Consider the following 20,449-nt stretch of genomic DNA (forward strand, 5'->3'; position numbering starts at 1 on the left):
AAATACTGTAAACCTGAATATTCTACTAGGAATAACTATTGTATAATTTAACTGTAATAAACCACTGTTTACTATGAAAAACTTCAAAGATTTCAGTAGAATAGCCAAGAAAAGGCTGCTGCTACTTTCAAATTTAGTCCTGGTCGGATTGTTGATTTTCTCAGGATATTCCTTTAAAAATAGGCTAAGCATTACATCAACCGAGTTGAAAGCTGAGGAGGTTATGTCTCTAGAGGCTTTTGAGGATGTCTATAAAGTCCTGATGAGCCCTCGCTGTATGAACTGCCACCCGGCAGGAGATATTCCGCTGCAGGGGGATGAACAAAAACTACATGCTATGTCGCCAATGAGAGGTGTAGACGGCAAAGGTATATTGACACTCAAATGCTCCATTTGTCACGCACCCGAAGGTGTTCCCGGAGAGCATACTCCTCCCGGAAACCCTGAATGGCACTTGCCTCCCGCAGATATGAAAATGGTGTTTGAAGGAAGATCTCCAAGAGAGCTTGCACTTCAATTGGTGGATCTTGAGCGAAATGGGCATAAGGATATGGAGGCATTGAAAGCTCACGCAGATGATGGACTGGTGAAAGAAGGTTGGACAATGGGTGGAGACAGAGCTTTACCACCATTGAGCTATGAGGAATTCAAACAAGCCTGGCTGACCTGGATAGAAAATGGTGCCGTGGCACCGGCGGAATAGGAGGTAAGAATAACTACATTTAAAAAGAAACTGAAGCCAAATCATTAAGTTTTAACTTTTTATTCGGCTTCAGTTATTTTTCTGTTCTTCCAATGACTGATTTAGGATTTTTAATCAGCCTATCTTTAAACTTGCAGGACTTATGTTCCACTTCTAGGAAGTTTTTTCATGGAGAATCAGTATGTCTCGCAAAATTTCATCTGACTAGGTTCCTAAAGAGAAGGTTTTATAGGTTAAAGATTTTAGAGTGAAGCCATGTCGATCACAAAGCGATACTTGACATCGCCTATTTCCAATCGCTCAAATGCCTCATTCACTTCTTGCATTGCAATGATCTCAGAATCTGCCGTGATGTTATGTTCATAGCAGAAGTTCAGCATTTCCTGCGTCTCTGCAATGCCTCCAATATTTGACCCAGCGAAACTTTTTCTTCCCATGATGATATTGAAAGCACCGACTTCCAGTGGTTCAGGAGGAAGTCCGACCAATACTACTGTACCGTCATGTTTCAATAAATTCAGATAGGAATTCACATCATGCTTTGCAGAAACAGTATCAATGATAAAATGTAGCTGTGCAGTGTATTTTGACATTTCCTCAGAATTGCTGGAAAGGACAGCATAGTCGGCACCAAGACGTTTTGCGTCCTCAACTTTAGAAGGGGAGGTAGTAAAAACTGTGACTTCAGCACCCATGGCCTTGGCGATCTTGATAGCCATATGGCCAAGACCGCCGATTCCCAAAATCCCTACTTTTTTTCCAGGTCCTGCATTCCAGTGTTTCAAAGGAGAGTAAACGGTAATTCCTGCGCAAAGTAAGGGTGCCGCTGCCCCCAGATTTTCAAAATTTGGCATGTGCAGCATGTATCTCTGATCACATACATAAGACTTGGAAAATCCCCCAAATGTGGCACCTCCAAGATGTCTGTCTGGTGAATTGAAGGAGAAAGTCACGCCTTTTTCGCAGAACATTTCAAGATCCTCCTCGCAACTTTCGCAGTGACCACAGCTGTCAACGATGCAGCCAACTCCCGCGAGTTCCCCGACTTTAAAAGAAGTTACTTGAGCCCCAACTCGGGTTACTCTTCCGAGAATCTCATGCCCTGGGACAATTGGGAACATGGTTCCGCCGAAGTCATTCTTAATTTGATGTAGATCCGAATGGCAGATTCCGCAGTAAAGGACTTCCATCTCTACATCAGTAGGAAGAAGTTCTCTGCGTTTGATTTCCATTTCATGCAAAGGTGTGCCCTCTGCTTCTGATCCGTATGCTTTACTAGTGGTTGTTTCCATTGATTTGGTTTTAAAATTCCGAGCTATATTCTTCTTCTGTGACAGGATCTAGCCACTCTGTCCTGTCCGTTTTACTTCCGGGAACGATGGCGATATGCCGCATCGCTTTTTCTTTTGAAGCACCATGCCAGTGAATCACATCTACAGGAATTTGGACCACATCACCCTCTTGGATAACCTGAATTGCTTTTCCCTTTTCCTGATAATAGCCTATCCCATCAGTGACAATAAGAATTTGCCCATTGGTATGGGTATGCCAGTTTGTTCTGGCTCCAGCTTCAAAAGACACAATTCCCATAATGGTATTGTAATCTGCCGGATTAAGTAACATGTTGACATTGACTGTGCCGGTGAAGTATGCTGATGGAGCGTTACCTCCTTTTTCTTTAAATGAGTTCATGATTTGAAATTTAATTTCCCGCTCTTTTCGCCAAATGTGCTGGATATCTTGCTCCTTGAATTTCAACTTTTGATGCAATAGCGTCTATTTTTTCCAGATCCTCTGAGTTGAGATTAACCGACGCTCCGCCCAGGTTTTCTTCTAATCGATGCAGTTTGGTGGTTCCGGGAATAGGGGTGATCCAAGGTTTTTGAGCCAACAGCCATGCTAATGCGATCTGTGCCGTAGTTGCTTCTTTTTCAGTTGCAATTTCCTGTAGAAGTTCCACCAGAACCTGATTGGCCGTTCTGTTCTCCTCGGTAAATCGAGGGACAATATTTCTAAAATCCGAAGCATCAAACTGGGTGTGTGCCTTAATAGCTCCGGTTAAAAATCCTTTCCCCAATGGGCTGAATGGAACAAAGCCGATTCCTAGTTCTTCCAAAAGAGGAAGTATTTCCGTTTCAGGTTCTCTCCACCAAAGTGAGTATTCGCTTTGCAAAGCTGTGACGGGCTGAACCGCATGTGCTTTTCTGATGGACTGGACTCCGGCTTCAGACATTCCAAAATGCTTCACTTTTCCTTCCTGAATCAGATCTTTCACTGCTCCGGCTACCTCTTCCATAGGGACTTCTGTATCGACTCTGTGTTGGTAAAAAAGGTCGATCACATCTGTTTTTAATCTTTTCAGAGATTCTTCTGCAACTAACTTGATTCGCTCAGGACGGCTATCCTGGCCTTGCTTAGAGTCACCGTTTTTAAACCCGAATTTGGTCGCTATGACCACGTCTTTACGGAATGGAGCCTATGCCTCACCGAGCAGTTCTTCATTTGCAATACCATAAGCCTCAGCAGTATCAAAGAATGTGACACCCTTTTCTACCGCCGCTCGGATGAGTTTAAGCCCTGTAGATTTGTCAGTGGCTGGTCCGTATCCAAATGTTAAACCCATGCAGCCTAATCCTAAGGCTGAAACTTCCAGTCCGCTGTTTCCTAATTTTCGCTTTTCCATAATGAGCTTTTTTTAATTCAATGATTCCAATTCAGCTAATTTGAAGAGGAATCGAATCATAAAAATCCAAGAGATTCCTTGCTGAAGTGTTACATTACAAATTTTGCGGATTCGTAATTTTTAGAATAACTCCAATCAAACAATAGCTTATACTATTCAAACAATCGGCATGTTCTCTAGATACTTGCTGGCTATTGCTAATGCTGTTTTTGGGGTGTAGTTATTTGAAGTCTGCCAGTTGATAGTATTTTTTACTTTAGTTATTCAAATCAAGCATAGTCGATTGTTGAGGTGAGGAAATGAGCTTTTTGATTGATTAATATTTGAAAATCGTAAGTTTTGATTTGAATTCTATTGTTTCTTTAAGAGGTGTTTTCGCAATTTTGTATCTGTAATGGTCATCTAACTGTATTGCAGGAAATGCTCTTCCTGTTAGTGGAAAATTAAAAACAATGGAAAATTCCGCAAGGCTAAATGAGGTATATCAACGAAAAAACGATTGTGTTCCTGAGGATTTTCAAAATGAGGTGAAGCATTTCAACCTTTTTCATTTAAAGCCTCTAGAGCCGGGGAAGCCTTTGGTAATTCCTTACAGAAGACGTGATTTTTATAAAATCATGCTGGTGATGGGAAATAGTAAAGTGCTATATGCAGATAAGGAGGTAGAGATAAAAAAGCAGGCTTTGTCGTTTTCAAACCCTATGATACCCTATCAATGGGAACATCTGGATCGTCACCGAGAGGGAGTTTACTGTATATTCAGTACTGATTTCTTTGATCAGTTTGGGCAGTTCCAACAATATGAGGTTTTCCAAAGTCAGGGTACACATGTGTTCGAATTGTCTGATGAACAAGTGACTGAAGTGAGTTCTGTTTTTGAGAAAGTGGAATCTGAATTCAATTCGGATTACAAGTATAAATACGATCTGATCAAGAACCTGCTTTTTGAACTGATCCACTTTGGACTGAAATTGCAACCGGCTTCCCAGATTGAAAATAAGCTCAATTCCGCTTCCCGACGGATAGCGAGCATGTTTTTAGAGCTATTGGAAAGGCAATTTCCTATAGATGACCTACATACCAGCTTAAAACTAAGAACGGCCTCTGATTTTGCAGGTCAGTTAAATGTCCATGTTAATCATTTGAACCGGGCCTTAAGAGAGGTTACCGAAAAGACAACCACTGCACTAATAGCCGAACGTGTCCTGCAGGAAGCGATGGTGTTATTGAAATACAGCACCTGGAATATATCTGATATTGCCTACGCTTTAGGTTTTTCAGAAGTGACACATTTCAATAACTTTTTTAAAAAGCACACGGTAAAAAACCCCACACAGTTCAGGAAATCAGCCCTTTCCGAAAAGTAGAACATATATAGGTTAGTTAACAAGAAAGTCCAAGCTCAAGTGGGCTTGGTTTTTTTAGGACTGATCAATTTTAAGTTGTTTGGCCGTTCCTGCGGCCGGGCTTTTCATTTCAATCTCCTTCGGAGGATTTACTTTTCAATCCCTAACGGGAGTTTAGCAGCCTGGGATAAGACAGCTTACTTCTGTAGTATTCTGATTTTAACAATTTCAGTGTGATTTTAGTAAAAGGGAGAATGATCTCTAGATATTTTCATGAAGGAGGCTTGTTAAGCAGGGATGATTTTTTGCCCCTGAATTCCTCACAAAGTTAGTCCTTAGGGCTCTGGGCGACCGTAAGCTTCCGGCATAAAGCCGCTTGCTGCGCTGCGCTTTTTATTCCTTTTCCTTTCGGTCTTTGTCGCCCACGGCCTGATGAAGCTTCATAATTCATTGTTCCACAAAAACGAAAAAGATTATGGAGACTTCCGAAAGAAAAATTGATTTGTTTGAAGTAGCTGAGATTAAGCTGAGCTACAGCGTAAAAGTTAAGTCATCAATGCGTCCAAAAGTTGCGAGCTCAAGACAGGTATATGAAGTGTTTGCCCAAGCCTGGGATCAGGACAGGATAGAGTTTGTAGAGGATTTTAAGGTTATGCTGTTATCCAGAGCAAACCGGGTGTTGGGTATTGTAACCATCAGCTCTGGAGGGACAGCAGGTACCGTAGTGGATGTCAAATTAGTGCTGGCGGCTGCCTTGAAAAGTGCAAGTAGTTCGATGATTCTGGCACATAATCATCCCAGTGGAAATCTTTTGCCTTCAGAGCAGGATAAGCGATTGACCCAGCGGATTAAAAAAGCGGGTGAAATCCTGGATATCCCGGTACTGGATCATTTGATTATGACTGCTGAAGGATACTATTCATTCGCAGATGAAGGGGAGCTTTAGGGCTCTTCTTCTTTTTTTAGCTTCCATGAACTTTCCGTTTCGGGAAATCCATGGAAGCTATTTGTAGGCATTCATTTTTATAAAATCTCGATTGATTGCAGATTTCTATACATGGGTATTTCTACTAATGAACCTTTCATGATCCTATAGCCATTTGAATGTTGTTTTTAGCTGTTCCAAATGGAATTTATACAATTCGATCATTCAGACTTTTTGATATTTCAAATAAGCCAACAATAGGACTTATTATTTTTTCCATTCCTTCTTCCGCCAATTTAGCCTGATCCCGTCACACGAGGCAAGAGACTTCGGCATAAAGCCCACGCGCTTGCCTTTGCTGGTTTATTCCGATTCCTCTTGCACTAAGTGCCGGTCTCAGGCTGGTGCAGCTTCATAAGTATTTGTAAAACCAAAACACAAAAGACTATGAAGACGCAAACAAAATCATCAGCAACGACACCGGCCAAGAGAAAAAGCCGAAATGATTTAGCAAGAAACAAGGGGACACAAACCGCAAAGGGATTATCGGATATCTATCAAAAGGTTACCGACCTGATTATTGAGAAGCTGGAGCAGGGGGTGATTCCCTGGAAGCAACCTTGGCATGAGATGGGAATGCCATCCAATTACCTGACAAAGAAACCCTACAAGGGAATTAATCTGTGGCTATTATTATCCTGTGGCCATCAGTATCCCTACTACCTGACTTTTAAACAGGCTAATTCAATGGGAGGTAAGATCAAGAAAGGTGCAAAGGCTCTTCCGATCTGCTACTGGAACTTTGCCTTTCGGGATAAGAAGACAGGAAAGGTGATTCCAGAAGATAGAATAGGGGAATATGATCTGAAACTGGTGAGTAAATCCGGTTTTCTCAAGGAGTTCAAAGTGTTTCCAATAGAACAAATTGAGGGAATAGAATGGGAGTTCCCTGAAATAGGGCACACAGATCCGCTACCCGAAAATGAGCAATGCCAAAAGATTTATGAGGAGATGCTGCGGGCACCTGAATTAACCCATCAGGGATCATCCGCATATTACAGAGCAGATCTCGATCAGATTACGATGCCGGAAAAGAAACTTTTCTCAAGCACTGAGGAATATTTTGGGGTATTTTACCATGAGCTAGTCCACAGCACAGGACACCCTTCCAGATTAAATAGGGCAGGAGTTTCAGAACCTCAGCAATTTGCGTCAGAATTTTACAGTCGTGAGGAGTTGATCGCCGAGATGGGAGCAGGATACCTAAACAACCTCACCGGGATATTGGATCAGTACCTACTGGAGAACTCGGCAGCTTACATTCAAAACTGGCTAAACGAACTTCGCAATGACAAGCACTTACTGATAGAGGCTGCCAGCAAAGCACAAAAAGCGGTGGATTACATCCTGATGGAACCTCCGTTCTAGAATTAGGGGAGCAATCCCCTTTTTTTGGTCATGGTAAAATACAGAATAGCTTTTGTTCTGCTAAAGCCCAGGATTTAAAAATGAAGCTATTGAAGGTTTGATGAAACCTGCTGAGATGTCCAGGATGAAAGCCCATACCTTCAGCAGGCTGATGACTTCCCAATTTGAAACTCTAATGTGGCCGAATTGGCAGCGAAAGAGGAATACGAAGAACTTCCCCAACTGATTTCTTAAACAGGCTCTTCTGAATTGATTTCCGGAAGGTCTTCCAACAGGTTATGCAGGTAGCCGTCTCCATGGGCGATCAATTCCGGGTTTTGATTTTCTTCCTGCCTGATCCGCACCGGAATTTCATTTTTGTTGGCTAATACAAACAGCTCCCACTGCCCGGACCGGATTCCTTCAACGGCCTCTTTGGTACTGATTGCCCATCTTTGACCGGTATTATTGACTCCTCCGATCTTTAGGATCTTGATAGCTTCCTTGCTTTTATTGTCCTTTTCTATAAAATGGACGGTTAATTTTCTCATGCGTCTCTACTTCTCTGCTGCAAATATGTGAAATTGTATGGAGGTGCTGGCAAGTGAACTAATATTTCCTGACTAATTTCTGTCTTCTAAAAATCATACGTCATCTGAGTCTTTGCTGTTTATTACCCCACAGATTTCAGCTTGACTCCTTTTTCTAACAGGATCCTCAGAATCATCTCAGCATCTTTATCCAAATCCTGATCCATCAGCAAGCGGATAGCTTTGGATAAGGCGATGATTTCCTTGCCTTTCCGCAGGCGGTCATACGGGAGCGAAGGGGTCTCAAAAGTTAACTTGTCAATTTTTTCTTTTGCCTTTTTCTCCAGTACCTTAAGCTCACTGCATATTTCTGCCCAGTTGTACATGTGGTTTTTACGGATAAATCGGATGCAATATCATGCTATGTAGGGAAAGCCCTAAGCTATTGATAAAAACTGGCCAATTTTTAAACCAAACTGTCGCATTTTGGTGAGAAGTTGGCTTTGGTGTATAACACCTATTCAACCTATAGTTTTTAAAGGGTGAATGCGATATTAGGAGGGATTTGGTGGGAGGAGCCAGTCCTGAGAGCCAAGCAATTTTAGGTGTAGGCGAGGTAGGTTTTATAATCTTGTTATAATCCCTGTAGAAATAAATGGACCTAAACAAATCGACCGTTGTGTCCAAGAAATATACATATCCGGTTTAACCGAATTGATGGAATTGTTAATTTGGTTACAGGCAGACTGTAAAGCACTGTATTACAATTAAAACTCTACAAAATGACTAAAATTATTTCCAGCTCAAACTGTGGGAACTCACCAAAGATGGAGTTTCTGAAACAACTTAATATGGCCTTTGCAAAGGGGGATTTGGAATTTGTAACTGAAAGTGTAACCGATGACATTGTTTGGGATATAATCGGTGACAGAAAGATCGAGGGGAAAGAAAAGTTTGTAGAAGAATTGGAAAAGATGAAATCCCAAAAGGCGACTGAAATGATCATCCACCAGATTTTATCCCACGGAAAAGAAGGAGCTGCAAACGGAATCATGAAAATGAAGGATGAAAAGTACCGTCAGGAGCTGAATACCCAAAAAGACCTTATGGATATCCTGATTAATCTTGGTAATCATGAAGTAATTATTGTGGAGTGCAAAACCAGCAAAGAAAGCGGATACAATAAATTCAGTACCGTTTCCCGGCAGCTGAAATCTTACCAGAATATAGCTTTGAAAAACAACCTCCGGATCGTGAAGATTCTGCTGGTAGCTCCAGAGTTCAGCGATGATTTTGTGACAGACTGCGAAATGGACGTGGATATGAATCTCTCGCTGCTGACCGCATCAACTCTGATCGCTATTTACGAAGCATTTAAAAATTCCAAGTATATGACATTCCCCCATGTGCTCTTCCGGGATGTGGTAATCAATCAGGAGAGGATTGTTAAGGCGTTGAGTAAATGATTTATCTAACCCGATAACGGATAGGGCTGATTTTGTCTGAAATTGGCCTATTAACTCGTCTCTAATCACAAATCCCTTTCAAAACTGAGATTTTATTGACTTATTACTTTAGATATTTAATAAACCGCATTAAGCCCATAATTTTGGTTGATGACCGACTCCAATTTTTCCTTTTTAGAACCTGAATTCCCCATACTTTTCAATATAGGCCAATCCGCTGAATTCAATCTCCATCAGGATCCGGTAACCTGCCTTTTCAAACTTCGACAATTTGGGGAGCGGGTTACTGAATACCTTTTTGAAGAGCATCATATGGACTTCCCTTATGACAATACCTTTAATAATCGAATTAAAAACCTGGAATTGGAGGGTGTAATTCCCGCTCAGGTACGGGATTTGCTAAATTCCATCAAGCATAAAGGAAACATTGCCGTACACCAAAACAAAGGCAATCAACGGGAGGCAGAGGAATTGCTTTTTTCCACTTTCAAAGTCGCCCGATGGTTTTACCAGTCTTATTCAGAGGAAAATGCCAGCCTTGCTGCTGTCAAATTTAATCTGCCTCCAAAACTGGATGCCAGACACGCACTTAACCAACTGGAAAAAGAATACGCAAACTTGCAGGATAGCTTTAACAAACTTCTGGAAGAGCGGGATAAATCTACCTTGCCGGTAGAAAAGCAGGAGGAAATCAGGGTTCGCTCCCAAAAAGCTGCCAGCAAAATAGAAATGTCTGAGGCAGAGACGAGAACACTGATAGATGAACAGTTGAAGCTGGCAGGATGGGAAGTGGATACCAATACGATCAACTTTAGAAAATCAAAGACCTTGCCCCAGCGGGGCAAAAATTTGGCAATTGCAGAATGGCCATGTGGAGAAAAATGGGCAGACTATGCCTTGTTCGTCGGGTTTGAACTTTACGGAATCGTGGAGGCCAAGCGATATGCTTCTGATATTTCTACAGACTTGCATCAGTCTAAGATTTATGCAGAGAAGCTAAGTTCCAAACATGAAGCTGTATTGGTGGGAAAATGGGAAGACTATTATGTTCCCTTCCTTTTCTCTACCAATGGGAGGCCATATTTAGAGCAAATCAAAACCAAATCAGGTGTATGGTTTCTGGATCTAAGAAATCCATATTCCAGAGCAAGGGTTCTTCAAGGGTGGTATAGTCCAGAAGGATTGGTCAAACTTTTTGAAAAGGATAGGACAGCTTCCGAAGCGAAACTTCAGGCTGAGCAGATTGATTTTCTTCAGGCAGCAACTGGCTTAGGACTAAGAAAATACCAGGTTGATGCCATTCAGGCGGTTGAAAAGAAATTGATTGCTAACCCGGAAGATCGGAGGACCTTAATCACTATGGCTACCGGGACAGGAAAAACCCGGACAATCATAGGACTTTGCTACCGACTGATCCAGTCAAATCGATTCCAGCGAATTCTCTTTCTGGTAGATAGAAGGTTGCTTGCACGCCAGGCAATCAATGCATTCAAGGACAATAAGATTGTAGGGCTGAATACCTTTGCGGAAATCTACGATGTCAAAGAACTTAAGCAAGTGGCACCTGAACTGGACACCCGTTTACACTTTGCCACAGTGCAGGGAATGGTCAAGAGATTATTTTATAATGATGGAGAAGATATTCCTGCTGTAGATCAATATGACTGTATCATTGTGGACGAAGCACACCGTGGATATCTGCTGGATAGGGAATTGGATGAGGATGATCTGGAATTCCGGGATCAGCGGGATTATGTCAGCAAATACCGGATGGTGCTGGATTATTTTGACTCACATGCGATAGGGATGACAGCAACTCCGGCCTTGCATACCACCGAGATATTTGGATCTGCAGTATATACCTATTCCTACAGAGAGGCGGTCATCGATGGATTCTTGATCGATCATGAACCTCCTATCCTGATCAAAACCCAGCTGGGAGAGGAGGGGATCAAATGGGAGAAAGGCGAAAAGCCTAAGGTTTATGACAAGGAATCCAATTCCATTAAGGAGTTAGAGCAGCTGGAAGATGAACTGAAAATAGACATTGCGGGATTCAATAAGCAAGTGATTACCGAGAACTTCAACCGTACCGTGATCCAGCATTTGGTGACCGAACTGGATCCGGACGGAGAAGAAAAGACCTTGATTTTTGCCGCAACTGACGAACATGCAGATCGGGTGGTTCAGTATCTGAAGGAGGAATTTGAAGCCATTGGGGTGGAGGTTCCTGATAGTTCCATCCAGAAAATCACCGGAAAATCCTACGATCCTGAAGAGCAGGTGGCCAGATTCAAAAATGAAAAATACCCCAATATAGTCGTCACCGTAGATCTACTGACCACGGGAGTGGATGTTCCTTCGATTTGTAATTTGGTTTTCCTACGAAGAATCAAATCCAGAATCTTATATGAGCAGATGCTCGGTAGGGCAACACGAAGATGTGACGAGATCGGTAAGGAGGTTTTCCAGATATACGATGCAGTGCGCATCTACGAAACGCTGGAGGATTTTACCCAGATGAAACCTATCGTCGCCAACCCCAAGGCGAGTTTCCGACAGTTGGTGGAAGAGCTGGAGCATATAGAAAAAGAGGATCGGGTACAGCGCCAGATTGACGCATTGATTGCTAAGATTCAGCGGAAAAAGAAATACATCCAAAATGGAAAGGAGGAAGCTTTTCTCTACAATGCCAAAGGAGAAGATCCGGATACCTTGATCCAAAGTCTGAAGACTACTAAGCCGCTGGACTCCGTACTGAAAATCAAATCACTGCCGGGCTTGTGGAAATTTCTGGATGAGTTAAAACCTTCGCCAGGTGGCACTTTGGTTTCAGAGCATGAGGATAGACTGCTGGGAATAGAGCGGGGCTATGGAAAAGCCCAAAAACCCGCCGATTATTTGGATAACTTTGCCCGGTTCATTCAGGAAAATCAGAACCGGATCGAGGCGCTGAAAATAGTCACCAGTCGTCCTGCCGAGCTGGACAGAAAGTCCCTGAAGGAATTGCTGTTGGCTTTGGATCAAGCTGGTTTTAATGCCCCTATGCTGAAATCTGCCTGGAAGGAAACCAAAAATGAGGACATCGCTGCGGACATTATTTCGTTTATCCGCACCCTATCCTTGGGAAGCTCTTTGATCAGCCATGAGGATAGAATCAGGCGGGCTGTTGATGCTATCCGTACGATGAAAGGATGGAATAAAATCCAGATGAAGTGGATAGATCGATTTGAGTTGCAACTTTTGAAAGAAACCATTCTGAGAAAAGAGGATTTGGATCAACCTCCCTTTAGTGAGCAGGGAGGCTTTGATCGATTGAATAAATTATTTGAGGATCGACTGGAGCAGGTAATTGCCCAGCTGAATCAAAATCTATATGCGTAATAAATTATGAGTGCTGAGCAGATTGCTAAGAAGCTGTGGGAATTGTGTAATGTCCTTCGGGATGATGGGGTGACCTATCACCAATATTTGAATGAACTGACCTATATCCTGTTTTTGAGATTGTCCGAAGTCAAGAAGTTTGATCAGGATATTCCTGAAAACTACCGCTGGTCTAAACTGAAGGAGATCAAGGACAATAAGGAGCTATTTGATACGTACAGAGACTTGCTTGCCAATCTGGGAGCGATGTCCTCCAACGAGTCCATTACCGAGATCTATACCAATGCCTCGACTACTCTGCGCAAGCCGGTCAACCTGCGGACGCTGATTACCAATATCGATCAGATCGATTGGTTTGAAGATGAGGAGCAGGATAAGATTGCAAGTATCTACGAGGAGCTTTTGGAGAAAAATGCCGGGGAGAAGAAAAGCGGTGCCGGGCAATATTTTACGCCTCGCCCGCTGATCAATGTGATGGTGGAGCTATTGGCTCCGAAAATAGGAGAGAAATGGAATGATCCTGCAGCGGGGACATTTGGTTTTATGATCGCTGCGGATGAATACCTAAAGCGGAAAACTGACGATTACTATGCTTTGGGCACCAAAGAAAAAGCTTTTCAGGTGAATGAGGCATTTTCAGGCTGTGAGCTCGTTCAGGATGCACATAGACTGGCTCTGATGAATGCCAAGCTGCACGGATTGGAAAGCCGAATTGCAATGGGGGATACACTTACGGAGTTGGGCAAGGAATTCAAAAACTACGATGGGGTCCTGGCTAATCCGCCTTTTGGTACCAAGCAGGGGGGAGAGCGACCGACGAGGGATGACTTTACCATCAAGACCTCCAATAAGCAGCTGAATTTCCTGATGCATATCTATCGATCCTTAAGAAAAGATACTGGCACAGCACGAGCAGCAGTAGTCTTGCCGGATAACGTGTTGTTTGAAGACGGAGATGGGCAAAAAATCCGCCGTGACTTACTAGATAAGTGTGATCTGCATACTATTCTTCGACTTCCAACGGGAATCTTCTATGCGGCAGGAGTGAAGACAAATGTGCTCTTTTTTACCCGAGGGAAGAAAGAAACAGGCAATACCAAACGCGTCTGGTTCTATGATATGCGAACTAATGCGCCAAGCTATGGCAAGCGAACACCTTTTACAAGGGAAGCCTTTGCCGACTTTGTAAAAGCTTATACCGGAGGGATTTCACTGGATCAGGTAAAGGATGCTTATGAAGGAGATATCAATGAGGAAAAGCGAAAAGCAATCCAAGATCCAAGATGGCAGATTTTTACCAGGGAGCAGGTCGCTGCCAAAAACGATTCTCTGGATATAGGATTGATAGAAGATGAAAGCATTTCAAAAAACGCAGATTTAGGAGATCCTATTGATATCGCCAAAGCAGCAGCTCAGGAATTGAATGCGATTAAAAAAGAATTGGATCAGATAATGGCTTTGTTGAAATAGTATGGCAAATAAAGGAGACATCCGTAAATCAGAAATTCAACCCGTTTTCCCAAAAAATTGGAAAGCTATCCCCTTTAAAGAAGGATTAGATAAAGGAGGGAAATACCCAAAACTGAATTCATCTGCATATTTAGAAATCGGAGCTTATCCAATTATTGATCAAGGCGAAAAATTCATTGCTGGATTTACAAATGAGGAAGGTCATTTGTACGACGGAGAATTACCAGTTGTAATTTTTGGAGATCATACAAGAAACATAAAATTCATTGATTTTGAGTTTGCTGTTGGAGCTGATGGAACAAAAATTCTTAAACCAAAGGAAGAAAATGATCCACGCTTCTTCTTTTTTTATTTAAAAGCTTTAAGGATTCCATCTTTCGGATATAGTAGACATTTCAAGGTATTTGAATATTTAGATCTTCCTATTCCTCCCCTCCCTGAACAGCAGCGTATTGTAGCCAAATTAGATGCGATTTTTGGGTATTTGGATGTGTTGAATGAGAAGCTGGAACGGATACCTGAACTACTTAAAAACTTCCGTCAGCAGGTGCTGACACAGGCGGTGACGGGGGAGTTGACGAAAGAGTGGAGAGAGGGGAATAATATAGATTTCGCGTTTTACAAACAAATTGAAAATTATAATCTTAAAAAGAAAAAACCTGTAAAGGCAAGAGGACAAAAGGGTTTGGATGAAAAACTTTCGTTATTTAAACTTCCGAAAGAGTGGAAATGGATTCCTCAATTAAAAATTGTCAAAGATGGGGCAAATTCAATTTCAGCAGGTCCTTTTGGGACAATTTTTAAAGCTAAAGATTTTAGGGATAAAGGTGTTCCAATTATATTCTTAAGACATGTCAAGAAAGAAGGATTTAATCAAAACAAGCCAAAACTCATGGATGAAGTGGTTTGGGAAAAATTTCATAAAGAATATTCAGTTAGTGGTGGAGAACTTCTTGTAACTAAACTTGGTGATCCTCCAGGTGAAGCTACTGTTTATCCAAAAGATATTGGAATTGCTATGATAACTCCTGATGTAATGAAATCAGATTTGAATGAAAATTTTGCCCTACCAGCATATGTTTCATATTTTTTTAATTCTAGTATTTGTAAGGAATTTATTGCAAATATTTCGTTTGGAATGACAAGATTGAGAATAGACCTAACAATGTTTAAATCATTCCCGATTCCGCTCCCTACTATCGAAGAACAAACTGAAATTGTGAAATGTGTAGAAGTTCTGTTTAATCTGGTAGATAGGATTGAGGACCAATTCGAAAGCCTTAAATCAAAGATTGACCAATTGCCACAGGCGGTATTGGCAAAGGCTTTTCGGGGGGAGTTGGTAGATCAGGAAGTAAAGGAGTATGTGAGGGAAGTTGGAGAATTGGGGATGGTGGCGGAGGGTAATTTTAATAAATAAAGATTGTCTAAAAATTTATATATGAACCAGTTAAAAAAGAAGTGGGATCGTTTTTTGTCTCCAGACCGTGTCAAAAAATCATCAAGAACAATAGGTGATGATCCAAGAAATGAATTTGAAAGTGATTCTGGGAGAATAGCATTCAGTCCTGCCATTAGAAGAATGCATGACAAGACTCAAGTTTTTCCGCTTATGACAGACGACAATATCCACTCTAGGCTAACTCACTCCTTGGAAGTTTCTGAGATTGGTTTTTCTCTTGGTCTGAGATTGTGTACTAATAAGGAATTTCTTGAAAAAATTGGTAAAACTGAATACGAGGCTTCCCGATCAATTCCAGTAATTCTAAGGAACTCGTGTTTAGTCCATGATATAGGTAATCCTCCATTTGGCCATTTTGGAGAAAGAGTTATAGCTACCTACTTCAAAAACTTGTTTAAAGATAAATTTTGGGACGATAAATTGAAATTAGAAGAAAAGCAGGATTTCATGCTTTTTGATGGAAATTCTCAAGGGTTAAGAGTTTTAACTAAATTACAAACTCTGAATGAAAAAGCAGGATTAAACCTAACATATGGAACCTTGGGGGCATTTCTGAAATACCCGAATCATGGTGATATTGATAAAAGTAAAATATCAACAAGCAAAAGAGGCGTGTTTCAGTCAGAAATCGATTATTTTAAGTTGATAGTTGATAATTGTAAGCTTGAAAAAAAAGGGGGATATTTTAGGCATCCCTTATCTTTCTTAATGGAAGCAGCAGACACCATATGCTATCGGATAATGGATGTTGAAGATGGATTTAATAAAGATTGGTATGATTATTTAGAAATTAAAAAGTACTTAAAGGATGTTCCGGAAATAGAGGATTTATTTAAATATCTTGATAAAATTGAAGGTGAGGGTACTGAGATAACTAGAATGGTTAAATTGAGAATAGGAGTAATAGCCAATTTGGTTGAGGCTGCTTTAAAAAAGTTTCTTGATAATCTAGATAGTATTAGTGATGGTAATTATCATACCGAATTGCTTGAGGATAATTTATTGTCTAAAAAATTAAAGGCAATTTGTGATGAATTGATTTTTCCAAAAAGAGAGATTTTGCAATTGGAAGTTACAGGTCATTCAGTGATATCAGGATTACTTGATCATTATATTGATTTTATTTTTGAAAAAGATAATCATTATAAGAAAAGAGCTAAAGGGATGATTTCTGGAGGTTTGATAAGATCAATGAAAATTAATGCTTCAATTGATGATTTTGATGATTTTACTCCATATAATAAATTGCAAATTATAGTAGATTTTATTTCAGGAATGACTGATCGATTTGCTTTGGATCAATATCAAAGAATAAGTGGTCAAAAAATATAATAAAATATCTGAAGAGGTAGACTCTAAGGCTTCTAAGTTTCTTCGTTATCTTGAAGATGCCTTAGAGGGTGAGGCTTTTGATTTTATCAAAGGCCTCACCCTTGAAACTAACGTTTATTTGTTTAGTGGTATAATTAGGAACTATTTTCTACATAACTATCTCATAAGGGATGTTGATTTAGTGGTAGGTACTTCAGTGGATATTCCTAAGATTTTGAAGGACAGTACATTCAGTGTTAATTCTTTTGGTGGATATAAATTTGAGCTTGGTTCTAAAAAATTTGATCTATGGGTTGTGGAAAATACTTGGGCATTAAATGTTGAAAAGAAGATTGATTGGAAATTGTTTTCTTATTTGCCTAAAAGTGTGTTTTTCAATTTTTCATCGATTATCTATTCAATAAATGATAAAAAGTTTTATTACACTGAAGATTTTCTTAAGTTTTTGAAAACTAGAGAGATTGATTATGTTTTTAGGGAAAATTTGAAAAAGGATTTATGTATTGTGAATTCAATTTATTATTCAGAAAAATATAGTCTAACGATATCGCCAAGATTATATAGGTTAATTAACAGATGGCAGAAAAAATATAAATTTGATTTAGAAAAAGCTCAGCTTAAACACTTTGGAGAAGTTTTATATTCTCAGGGATATCTTGAGAAAAAGCTGGTATATAACTAATTTTTTATCCTTTATTTTGGTCTATCCATAAATATATTCAAAATACAATTGGAGATTTCAATCATCATCAAAAAGGCTTTAATTCTGTTTGAAGTTATTAATTCTCTTATATCTGTTCATCAACTTCTTCACCTATATTTTTCAAGTATGCATTTAGGTTTATTGCGGGTATTGTTCCTATAGCCTGTTGTAAGTATCGTGTTAATTGCATGAAAAAAGTCACAAAAGAATGATCTGCATTACTAAATTTTATTTTGTTGAACCTTCGTTTAGAGTAAAATTCTAAGTATCCGTCTTGCCCGATATGAGTAATTTCCTCATTTGGATTATAGTCTATATAGAAACTGCCATAATCAGCAATACAACCCAAATCAATACTTTTTAGATTGCAAAGTGATTTGAAGTGTTTTTCAAGTGTGTTATTATTTTCGTGTGTAAAAGAGTTAGTACTACACAAAATACCACCAACAATTTTGGTTAATGGGCGTGGGTTAAATTTTATTCCACCATTTATAAAACTTGCAGCTTCTCTTTTTAACATCCTCACGCTCTCTATTTTTTCTCCTGCATATTCGATATAATTTATATCTCCAACTTTGCCTTTGATATCAGGTTTTACTTCGAAAATTGCATATACTCCTTCTGCAGGTATGTAGTAAAATCCATTTTGATTAAAAATAAAAGGAGTGAACCAATTATCGTAGATCACAATATCCATTTGTTGGCTTGTATTGCCTTCATGATCTATCACTATGGCTTTATCAACACAGTACCTGTTGGGCAAGTATTTTCGTAACCATTCGATCCATGCGTTTTCTAAGGCATCACCTTTTGATCCAGGGTGTTCGATAAATTCTCTGTTTGTGTTGAGTTGTGCAGACATTTGTTTCTGCAGTCCATTGAACAACTGTTTTAAATCTACTTCAGGCATATTTGTTTAATTTATTTTCAAACCAAACGTAAAATCCAAAGTCAACTTCTGTTTTTGAATAGCCTATAATCAGCAATACAGGATTTGAAAGACATGCATTTGGATAATTTGTAATTGAGTTTACGGCTAAGATATCCATATTACTTGGAACAGGGCTGTTGTCAGGGTGGGTGTGCCATTCGCCAACGTAAATTTTTTTAGGAGTTTCTATATAATAAGCAGCCAGTTTTTTTTCGATTCCATAAGTATTCCTTTCAAAAGAATTTTTAGATGCCTTGAAATTTATAGGGAATATAGTGTTAGTTATATTTAAATGTTTTTGGTCGTCGCTATAATGACCTATCAAAAAACCACCAAACTCATTTGGGTAATGACTTTTTCCTTTTACAATTAGGCTGTTTAATAATTCATCGCCAACTTCAATGCTTAACCCTATTTTCTCTACTTTTAGAATCAAAACTCATTCAGTTTAATGGTAAGACAGTCTGTGTCTTCTGTTTCAATTACAAAGTTTCTAAATTCTCCTCCTTTTGCCAATTTTAAATTGATATGCTTAATAGCAAACTGTACTAGGGTACTTATATCGTTGTATGAAGCCTTGAATGTGGGATTCCAGCAGCCTGTTGGGTTGTATAAATCCTGAATATCAAACTTTAATACATTTCCGTTAAATTGTGTGTTGATAAATTCATATCGGTTTTGTTCAGCTCCACAAACTAATTGTTTGGCATGGTTTGAAATGGATAGGCTAAAATGTTTTGGATTAATTTTCAACTGACTTAATATGAAAAGCAAATCGTTATCGGCAGAACAATCAAAAATCACATCATATTCATTAAGTCTTTTTTCTAATTCCTTTTTTATAGTCTTATCTTTTAAATGAGATTTTAAGTAAAAATCAAATGCTTCTGAAAATTCATAACCACCATGTCTAGGTTCAAAAAAAGGAGAAATTAAGCACATCTCATTTATTAAATCATTAGTTTTGTTGCTTATTCCTGAAAAGAAAGAGTATTCCGCCCTACAGACATTTTCTGGTTCCTTATGGTCGTAATCAATAAAATCAACTTTTTTGCAACCACTCCTTACCAAAGTTTTTGCGACTATACTTCCAATAGCTCCAATACCAATGATCAATATCTTTCCGTTAGTTAGCTTTTCATTTAAAACACCTCGCCCAAAAAAATATTTGTAAGAGCAATTTTTTGTCATAGCCCAATTAATGGTTTTATTACCATCTATCATTGTGAGCCATTGCTGATTTTCTTTTTGGCCATAAATTGGAAAGTCTCCAATTTCTAACATTATGACTTGCCAATGAATTTCCGTCATGGATATATTATACCCAACTAGTAGTGGTAGACTTTTACCTTTATATTTTTGGTGATCCTTTTCAACTATGTAAAGAAATTTTAAAAAACTCTGTGGTAAAACTTGTTCAAAGTCTTTCCATTGTGCAAAAACCCACCGTTGATTGTTGGAAGGAGCATCCTTTAGGAAAATAAACAATCCAACATGTATTGGTAAAGATTTCAACTGAAAATTCCAGTTTATACCAACTAGTTCTTTGTTATCGATGCCCTTGAATCTTTGAATAATATTGCTATCGATTTTATCCCTGTTTAAAATCCCGCTGCCAATTTTAGAATACTCTACAAACCCAAATTGATTCTTATTGAACTCATAATCAACTTCAATGAAAAAATAAGCAAAATGACTTTCCTTAAAAGTCTTTTGAGGTACAATTAAATGTTCGTAATGTTCATCTGTATCTTGATTTACATAATATTTTTTGATCCAAGCCTTTACGGAGTCAATGTCGTAACCCAATTTCGTTGATAATACAGGGCTGTGTGCTGTATGAATGCAAATTGAGCCATTCCCCATGATGTGCTTATATTCTAATAAGTTTTCATTAGAAAATTTAATAGTCTCTGAATCGTGACTTTTAAATGGGTATTGTGGACTAATTGAAACATCAAATGTTAATGCCTCCTCCAATTCTTCAACGTAAACAGATATTTTTCCTTCCGCGTCAAACTTTCCTTGTTCGAAAGGCTTTATAAGTTCGATACCGGTTAAACTGTCTAATGTGGTATTGATTTCATTGACTCTGTCGTTCATTTCA

Annotated in this window: 17 protein-coding genes and 1 pseudogene; 10 read left to right on the forward strand and 8 right to left on the reverse strand. The window is 39.4% G+C overall.

Annotated elements, in window-relative coordinates:
* Positions 1-73 precede the first annotated feature (73 nt).
* Positions 74-703: a hypothetical protein gene (locus ABJH64_RS17305; protein ID WP_348274191.1), complete on the forward strand. Its 630-nt coding sequence runs from the start codon at positions 74-76 to the stop codon at positions 701-703.
* Between the two features lie 242 nt (positions 704-945).
* Here ABJH64_RS17305 and ABJH64_RS17310 read toward each other — a convergent pair whose 3' ends face one another.
* From ABJH64_RS17310 to ABJH64_RS17320, 3 genes and pseudogenes are all read right to left on the reverse strand, one after another.
* Complete coding sequence (locus tag ABJH64_RS17310) at positions 946-1,995, reverse strand: NAD(P)-dependent alcohol dehydrogenase (protein WP_348274190.1); 1,050 nt, start codon at positions 1,993-1,995, stop codon at positions 946-948.
* A gap of 10 nt (positions 1,996-2,005) precedes the next feature.
* Positions 2,006-2,395, reverse strand: coding sequence for a cupin domain-containing protein (locus ABJH64_RS17315; RefSeq protein WP_348274189.1), 390 nt, complete (start codon positions 2,393-2,395; stop codon positions 2,006-2,008).
* Positions 2,396-2,405: 10 nt separating this feature from the next.
* Positions 2,406-3,386, reverse strand: a pseudogene (locus ABJH64_RS17320) (aldo/keto reductase).
* A 452-nt stretch (positions 3,387-3,838) separates the two neighbouring features.
* Here ABJH64_RS17320 and ABJH64_RS17325 point away from each other — a divergent pair.
* From ABJH64_RS17325 to ABJH64_RS17335, 3 genes are all read left to right on the forward strand, one after another.
* Positions 3,839-4,753, forward strand: coding sequence for a helix-turn-helix transcriptional regulator (locus ABJH64_RS17325; RefSeq protein ID WP_348274188.1), 915 nt, complete (start codon positions 3,839-3,841; stop codon positions 4,751-4,753).
* A 454-nt stretch (positions 4,754-5,207) separates the two neighbouring features.
* A complete protein-coding gene (locus ABJH64_RS17330; protein WP_348299181.1) occupies positions 5,208-5,678 on the forward strand; it encodes a JAB domain-containing protein in 471 nt (156 codons plus the stop codon).
* Positions 5,679-6,104: 426 nt separating this feature from the next.
* Positions 6,105-7,085 carry a zincin-like metallopeptidase domain-containing protein gene (locus tag ABJH64_RS17335; protein WP_348273799.1) on the forward strand — a complete coding sequence of 327 codons (981 nt, stop codon included), beginning with the start codon at positions 6,105-6,107 and terminating at the stop codon, positions 7,083-7,085.
* Positions 7,086-7,315: 230 nt separating this feature from the next.
* On the opposite strand, the gene ABJH64_RS17340 is transcribed toward ABJH64_RS17335, so the two are convergent.
* Complete coding sequence (locus ABJH64_RS17340; protein WP_348273798.1) at positions 7,316-7,615, reverse strand: DUF3892 domain-containing protein; 300 nt, start codon at positions 7,613-7,615, stop codon at positions 7,316-7,318.
* 122 nt (positions 7,616-7,737) lie between these two features.
* A complete protein-coding gene (locus tag ABJH64_RS17345; protein ID WP_348273797.1) occupies positions 7,738-7,980 on the reverse strand; it encodes a hypothetical protein in 243 nt (80 codons plus the stop codon).
* Positions 7,981-8,376: 396 nt separating this feature from the next.
* Here ABJH64_RS17345 and ABJH64_RS17350 point away from each other — a divergent pair, with 396 nt between their 5' ends.
* The 6 genes from ABJH64_RS17350 to ABJH64_RS17375 all read left to right on the forward strand — a co-directional run bounded on the left by ABJH64_RS17350 (position 8,377) and on the right by ABJH64_RS17375 (position 17,390).
* Complete coding sequence (locus tag ABJH64_RS17350; RefSeq protein ID WP_348299183.1) at positions 8,377-9,060, forward strand: hypothetical protein; 684 nt, start codon at positions 8,377-8,379, stop codon at positions 9,058-9,060.
* Between the two features lie 150 nt (positions 9,061-9,210).
* Positions 9,211-12,444: a type I restriction-modification system endonuclease gene (hsdR, locus tag ABJH64_RS17355; protein ID WP_348273795.1), complete on the forward strand. Its 3,234-nt coding sequence runs from the start codon at positions 9,211-9,213 to the stop codon at positions 12,442-12,444.
* A 6-nt stretch (positions 12,445-12,450) separates the two neighbouring features.
* Positions 12,451-13,914, forward strand: a complete 1,464-nt coding sequence (locus tag ABJH64_RS17360) for an N-6 DNA methylase (RefSeq protein ID WP_348273794.1) — start codon at positions 12,451-12,453, stop codon at positions 13,912-13,914.
* Position 13,915: 1 nt separating this feature from the next.
* Positions 13,916-15,334 carry a restriction endonuclease subunit S gene (locus ABJH64_RS17365; RefSeq protein ID WP_348273793.1) on the forward strand — a complete coding sequence of 473 codons (1,419 nt, stop codon included), beginning with the start codon at positions 13,916-13,918 and terminating at the stop codon, positions 15,332-15,334.
* Positions 15,335-15,355: 21 nt separating this feature from the next.
* Entirely contained in the window at positions 15,356-16,708 is a 1,353-nt protein-coding gene (gene dgt / locus ABJH64_RS17370; RefSeq protein ID WP_348273792.1) for a dGTP triphosphohydrolase, read from the forward strand.
* Complete coding sequence (locus ABJH64_RS17375; protein ID WP_348273791.1) at positions 16,692-17,390, forward strand: hypothetical protein; 699 nt, start codon at positions 16,692-16,694, stop codon at positions 17,388-17,390. The genes dgt and ABJH64_RS17375 overlap by 17 nt, the downstream gene beginning before the upstream one ends.
* A 106-nt stretch (positions 17,391-17,496) precedes the next feature.
* Here ABJH64_RS17375 and ABJH64_RS17380 read toward each other — a convergent pair whose 3' ends face one another.
* From ABJH64_RS17380 to ABJH64_RS17390, 3 genes are read right to left on the reverse strand one after another with little or no spacing between them, the layout of a single operon-like run.
* On the reverse strand, positions 17,497-18,321 hold the full coding sequence (locus tag ABJH64_RS17380) for a DUF6602 domain-containing protein (RefSeq protein WP_348273790.1): 825 nt from the start codon (positions 18,319-18,321) through the stop codon (positions 17,497-17,499).
* The gene (locus ABJH64_RS17385) at positions 18,314-18,778 is read right to left on the reverse strand and encodes a Mov34/MPN/PAD-1 family protein (protein ID WP_348273789.1); all 465 of its coding nucleotides are present in this window, start codon (positions 18,776-18,778) and stop codon (positions 18,314-18,316) included. The genes ABJH64_RS17380 and ABJH64_RS17385 overlap by 8 nt, the downstream gene beginning before the upstream one ends.
* Positions 18,775-20,445, reverse strand: a complete 1,671-nt coding sequence (locus ABJH64_RS17390) for a ThiF family adenylyltransferase (RefSeq protein WP_348334645.1) — start codon at positions 20,443-20,445, stop codon at positions 18,775-18,777. Before ABJH64_RS17390 ends, ABJH64_RS17385 begins: the two co-directional genes overlap by 4 nt.
* Between the last annotated feature and the right edge of the window lie 4 nt (positions 20,446-20,449).

It is taken from the genome of Algoriphagus sp., from assembly GCF_039969895.1.
Lineage (GTDB): Bacteria > Bacteroidota > Bacteroidia > Cytophagales > Cyclobacteriaceae > Algoriphagus.

What these genes read in the sequence shown, in the direction of transcription:
- ABJH64_RS17305 (WP_348274191.1), top strand. Translation starts at nt 74, where the DNA reads ATGAAAAACTTCAAAGATTTCAGTAGAATAGCCAAGAAAAGGCTGCTG.
- ABJH64_RS17310 (WP_348274190.1), bottom strand. Translation starts at nt 1,995, where the DNA reads ATGGAAACAACCACTAGTAAAGCATACGGATCAGAAGCAGAGGGCACA.
- ABJH64_RS17315 (WP_348274189.1), bottom strand. Translation starts at nt 2,395, where the DNA reads ATGAACTCATTTAAAGAAAAAGGAGGTAACGCTCCATCAGCATACTTC.
- ABJH64_RS17325 (WP_348274188.1), top strand. Translation starts at nt 3,839, where the DNA reads ATGGAAAATTCCGCAAGGCTAAATGAGGTATATCAACGAAAAAACGAT.
- ABJH64_RS17330 (WP_348299181.1), top strand. Translation starts at nt 5,208, where the DNA reads ATGGAGACTTCCGAAAGAAAAATTGATTTGTTTGAAGTAGCTGAGATT.
- ABJH64_RS17335 (WP_348273799.1), top strand. Translation starts at nt 6,105, where the DNA reads ATGAAGACGCAAACAAAATCATCAGCAACGACACCGGCCAAGAGAAAA.
- ABJH64_RS17340 (WP_348273798.1), bottom strand. Translation starts at nt 7,615, where the DNA reads ATGAGAAAATTAACCGTCCATTTTATAGAAAAGGACAATAAAAGCAAG.
- ABJH64_RS17345 (WP_348273797.1), bottom strand. Translation starts at nt 7,980, where the DNA reads ATGTACAACTGGGCAGAAATATGCAGTGAGCTTAAGGTACTGGAGAAA.
- ABJH64_RS17350 (WP_348299183.1), top strand. Translation starts at nt 8,377, where the DNA reads ATGACTAAAATTATTTCCAGCTCAAACTGTGGGAACTCACCAAAGATG.
- hsdR (WP_348273795.1), top strand. Translation starts at nt 9,211, where the DNA reads ATGACCGACTCCAATTTTTCCTTTTTAGAACCTGAATTCCCCATACTT.
- ABJH64_RS17360 (WP_348273794.1), top strand. Translation starts at nt 12,451, where the DNA reads ATGAGTGCTGAGCAGATTGCTAAGAAGCTGTGGGAATTGTGTAATGTC.
- ABJH64_RS17365 (WP_348273793.1), top strand. Translation starts at nt 13,916, where the DNA reads ATGGCAAATAAAGGAGACATCCGTAAATCAGAAATTCAACCCGTTTTC.
- dgt (WP_348273792.1), top strand. Translation starts at nt 15,356, where the DNA reads ATGAACCAGTTAAAAAAGAAGTGGGATCGTTTTTTGTCTCCAGACCGT.
- ABJH64_RS17380 (WP_348273790.1), bottom strand. Translation starts at nt 18,321, where the DNA reads ATGCCTGAAGTAGATTTAAAACAGTTGTTCAATGGACTGCAGAAACAA.
- ABJH64_RS17390 (WP_348334645.1), bottom strand. Translation starts at nt 20,445, where the DNA reads ATGAACGACAGAGTCAATGAAATCAATACCACATTAGACAGTTTAACC.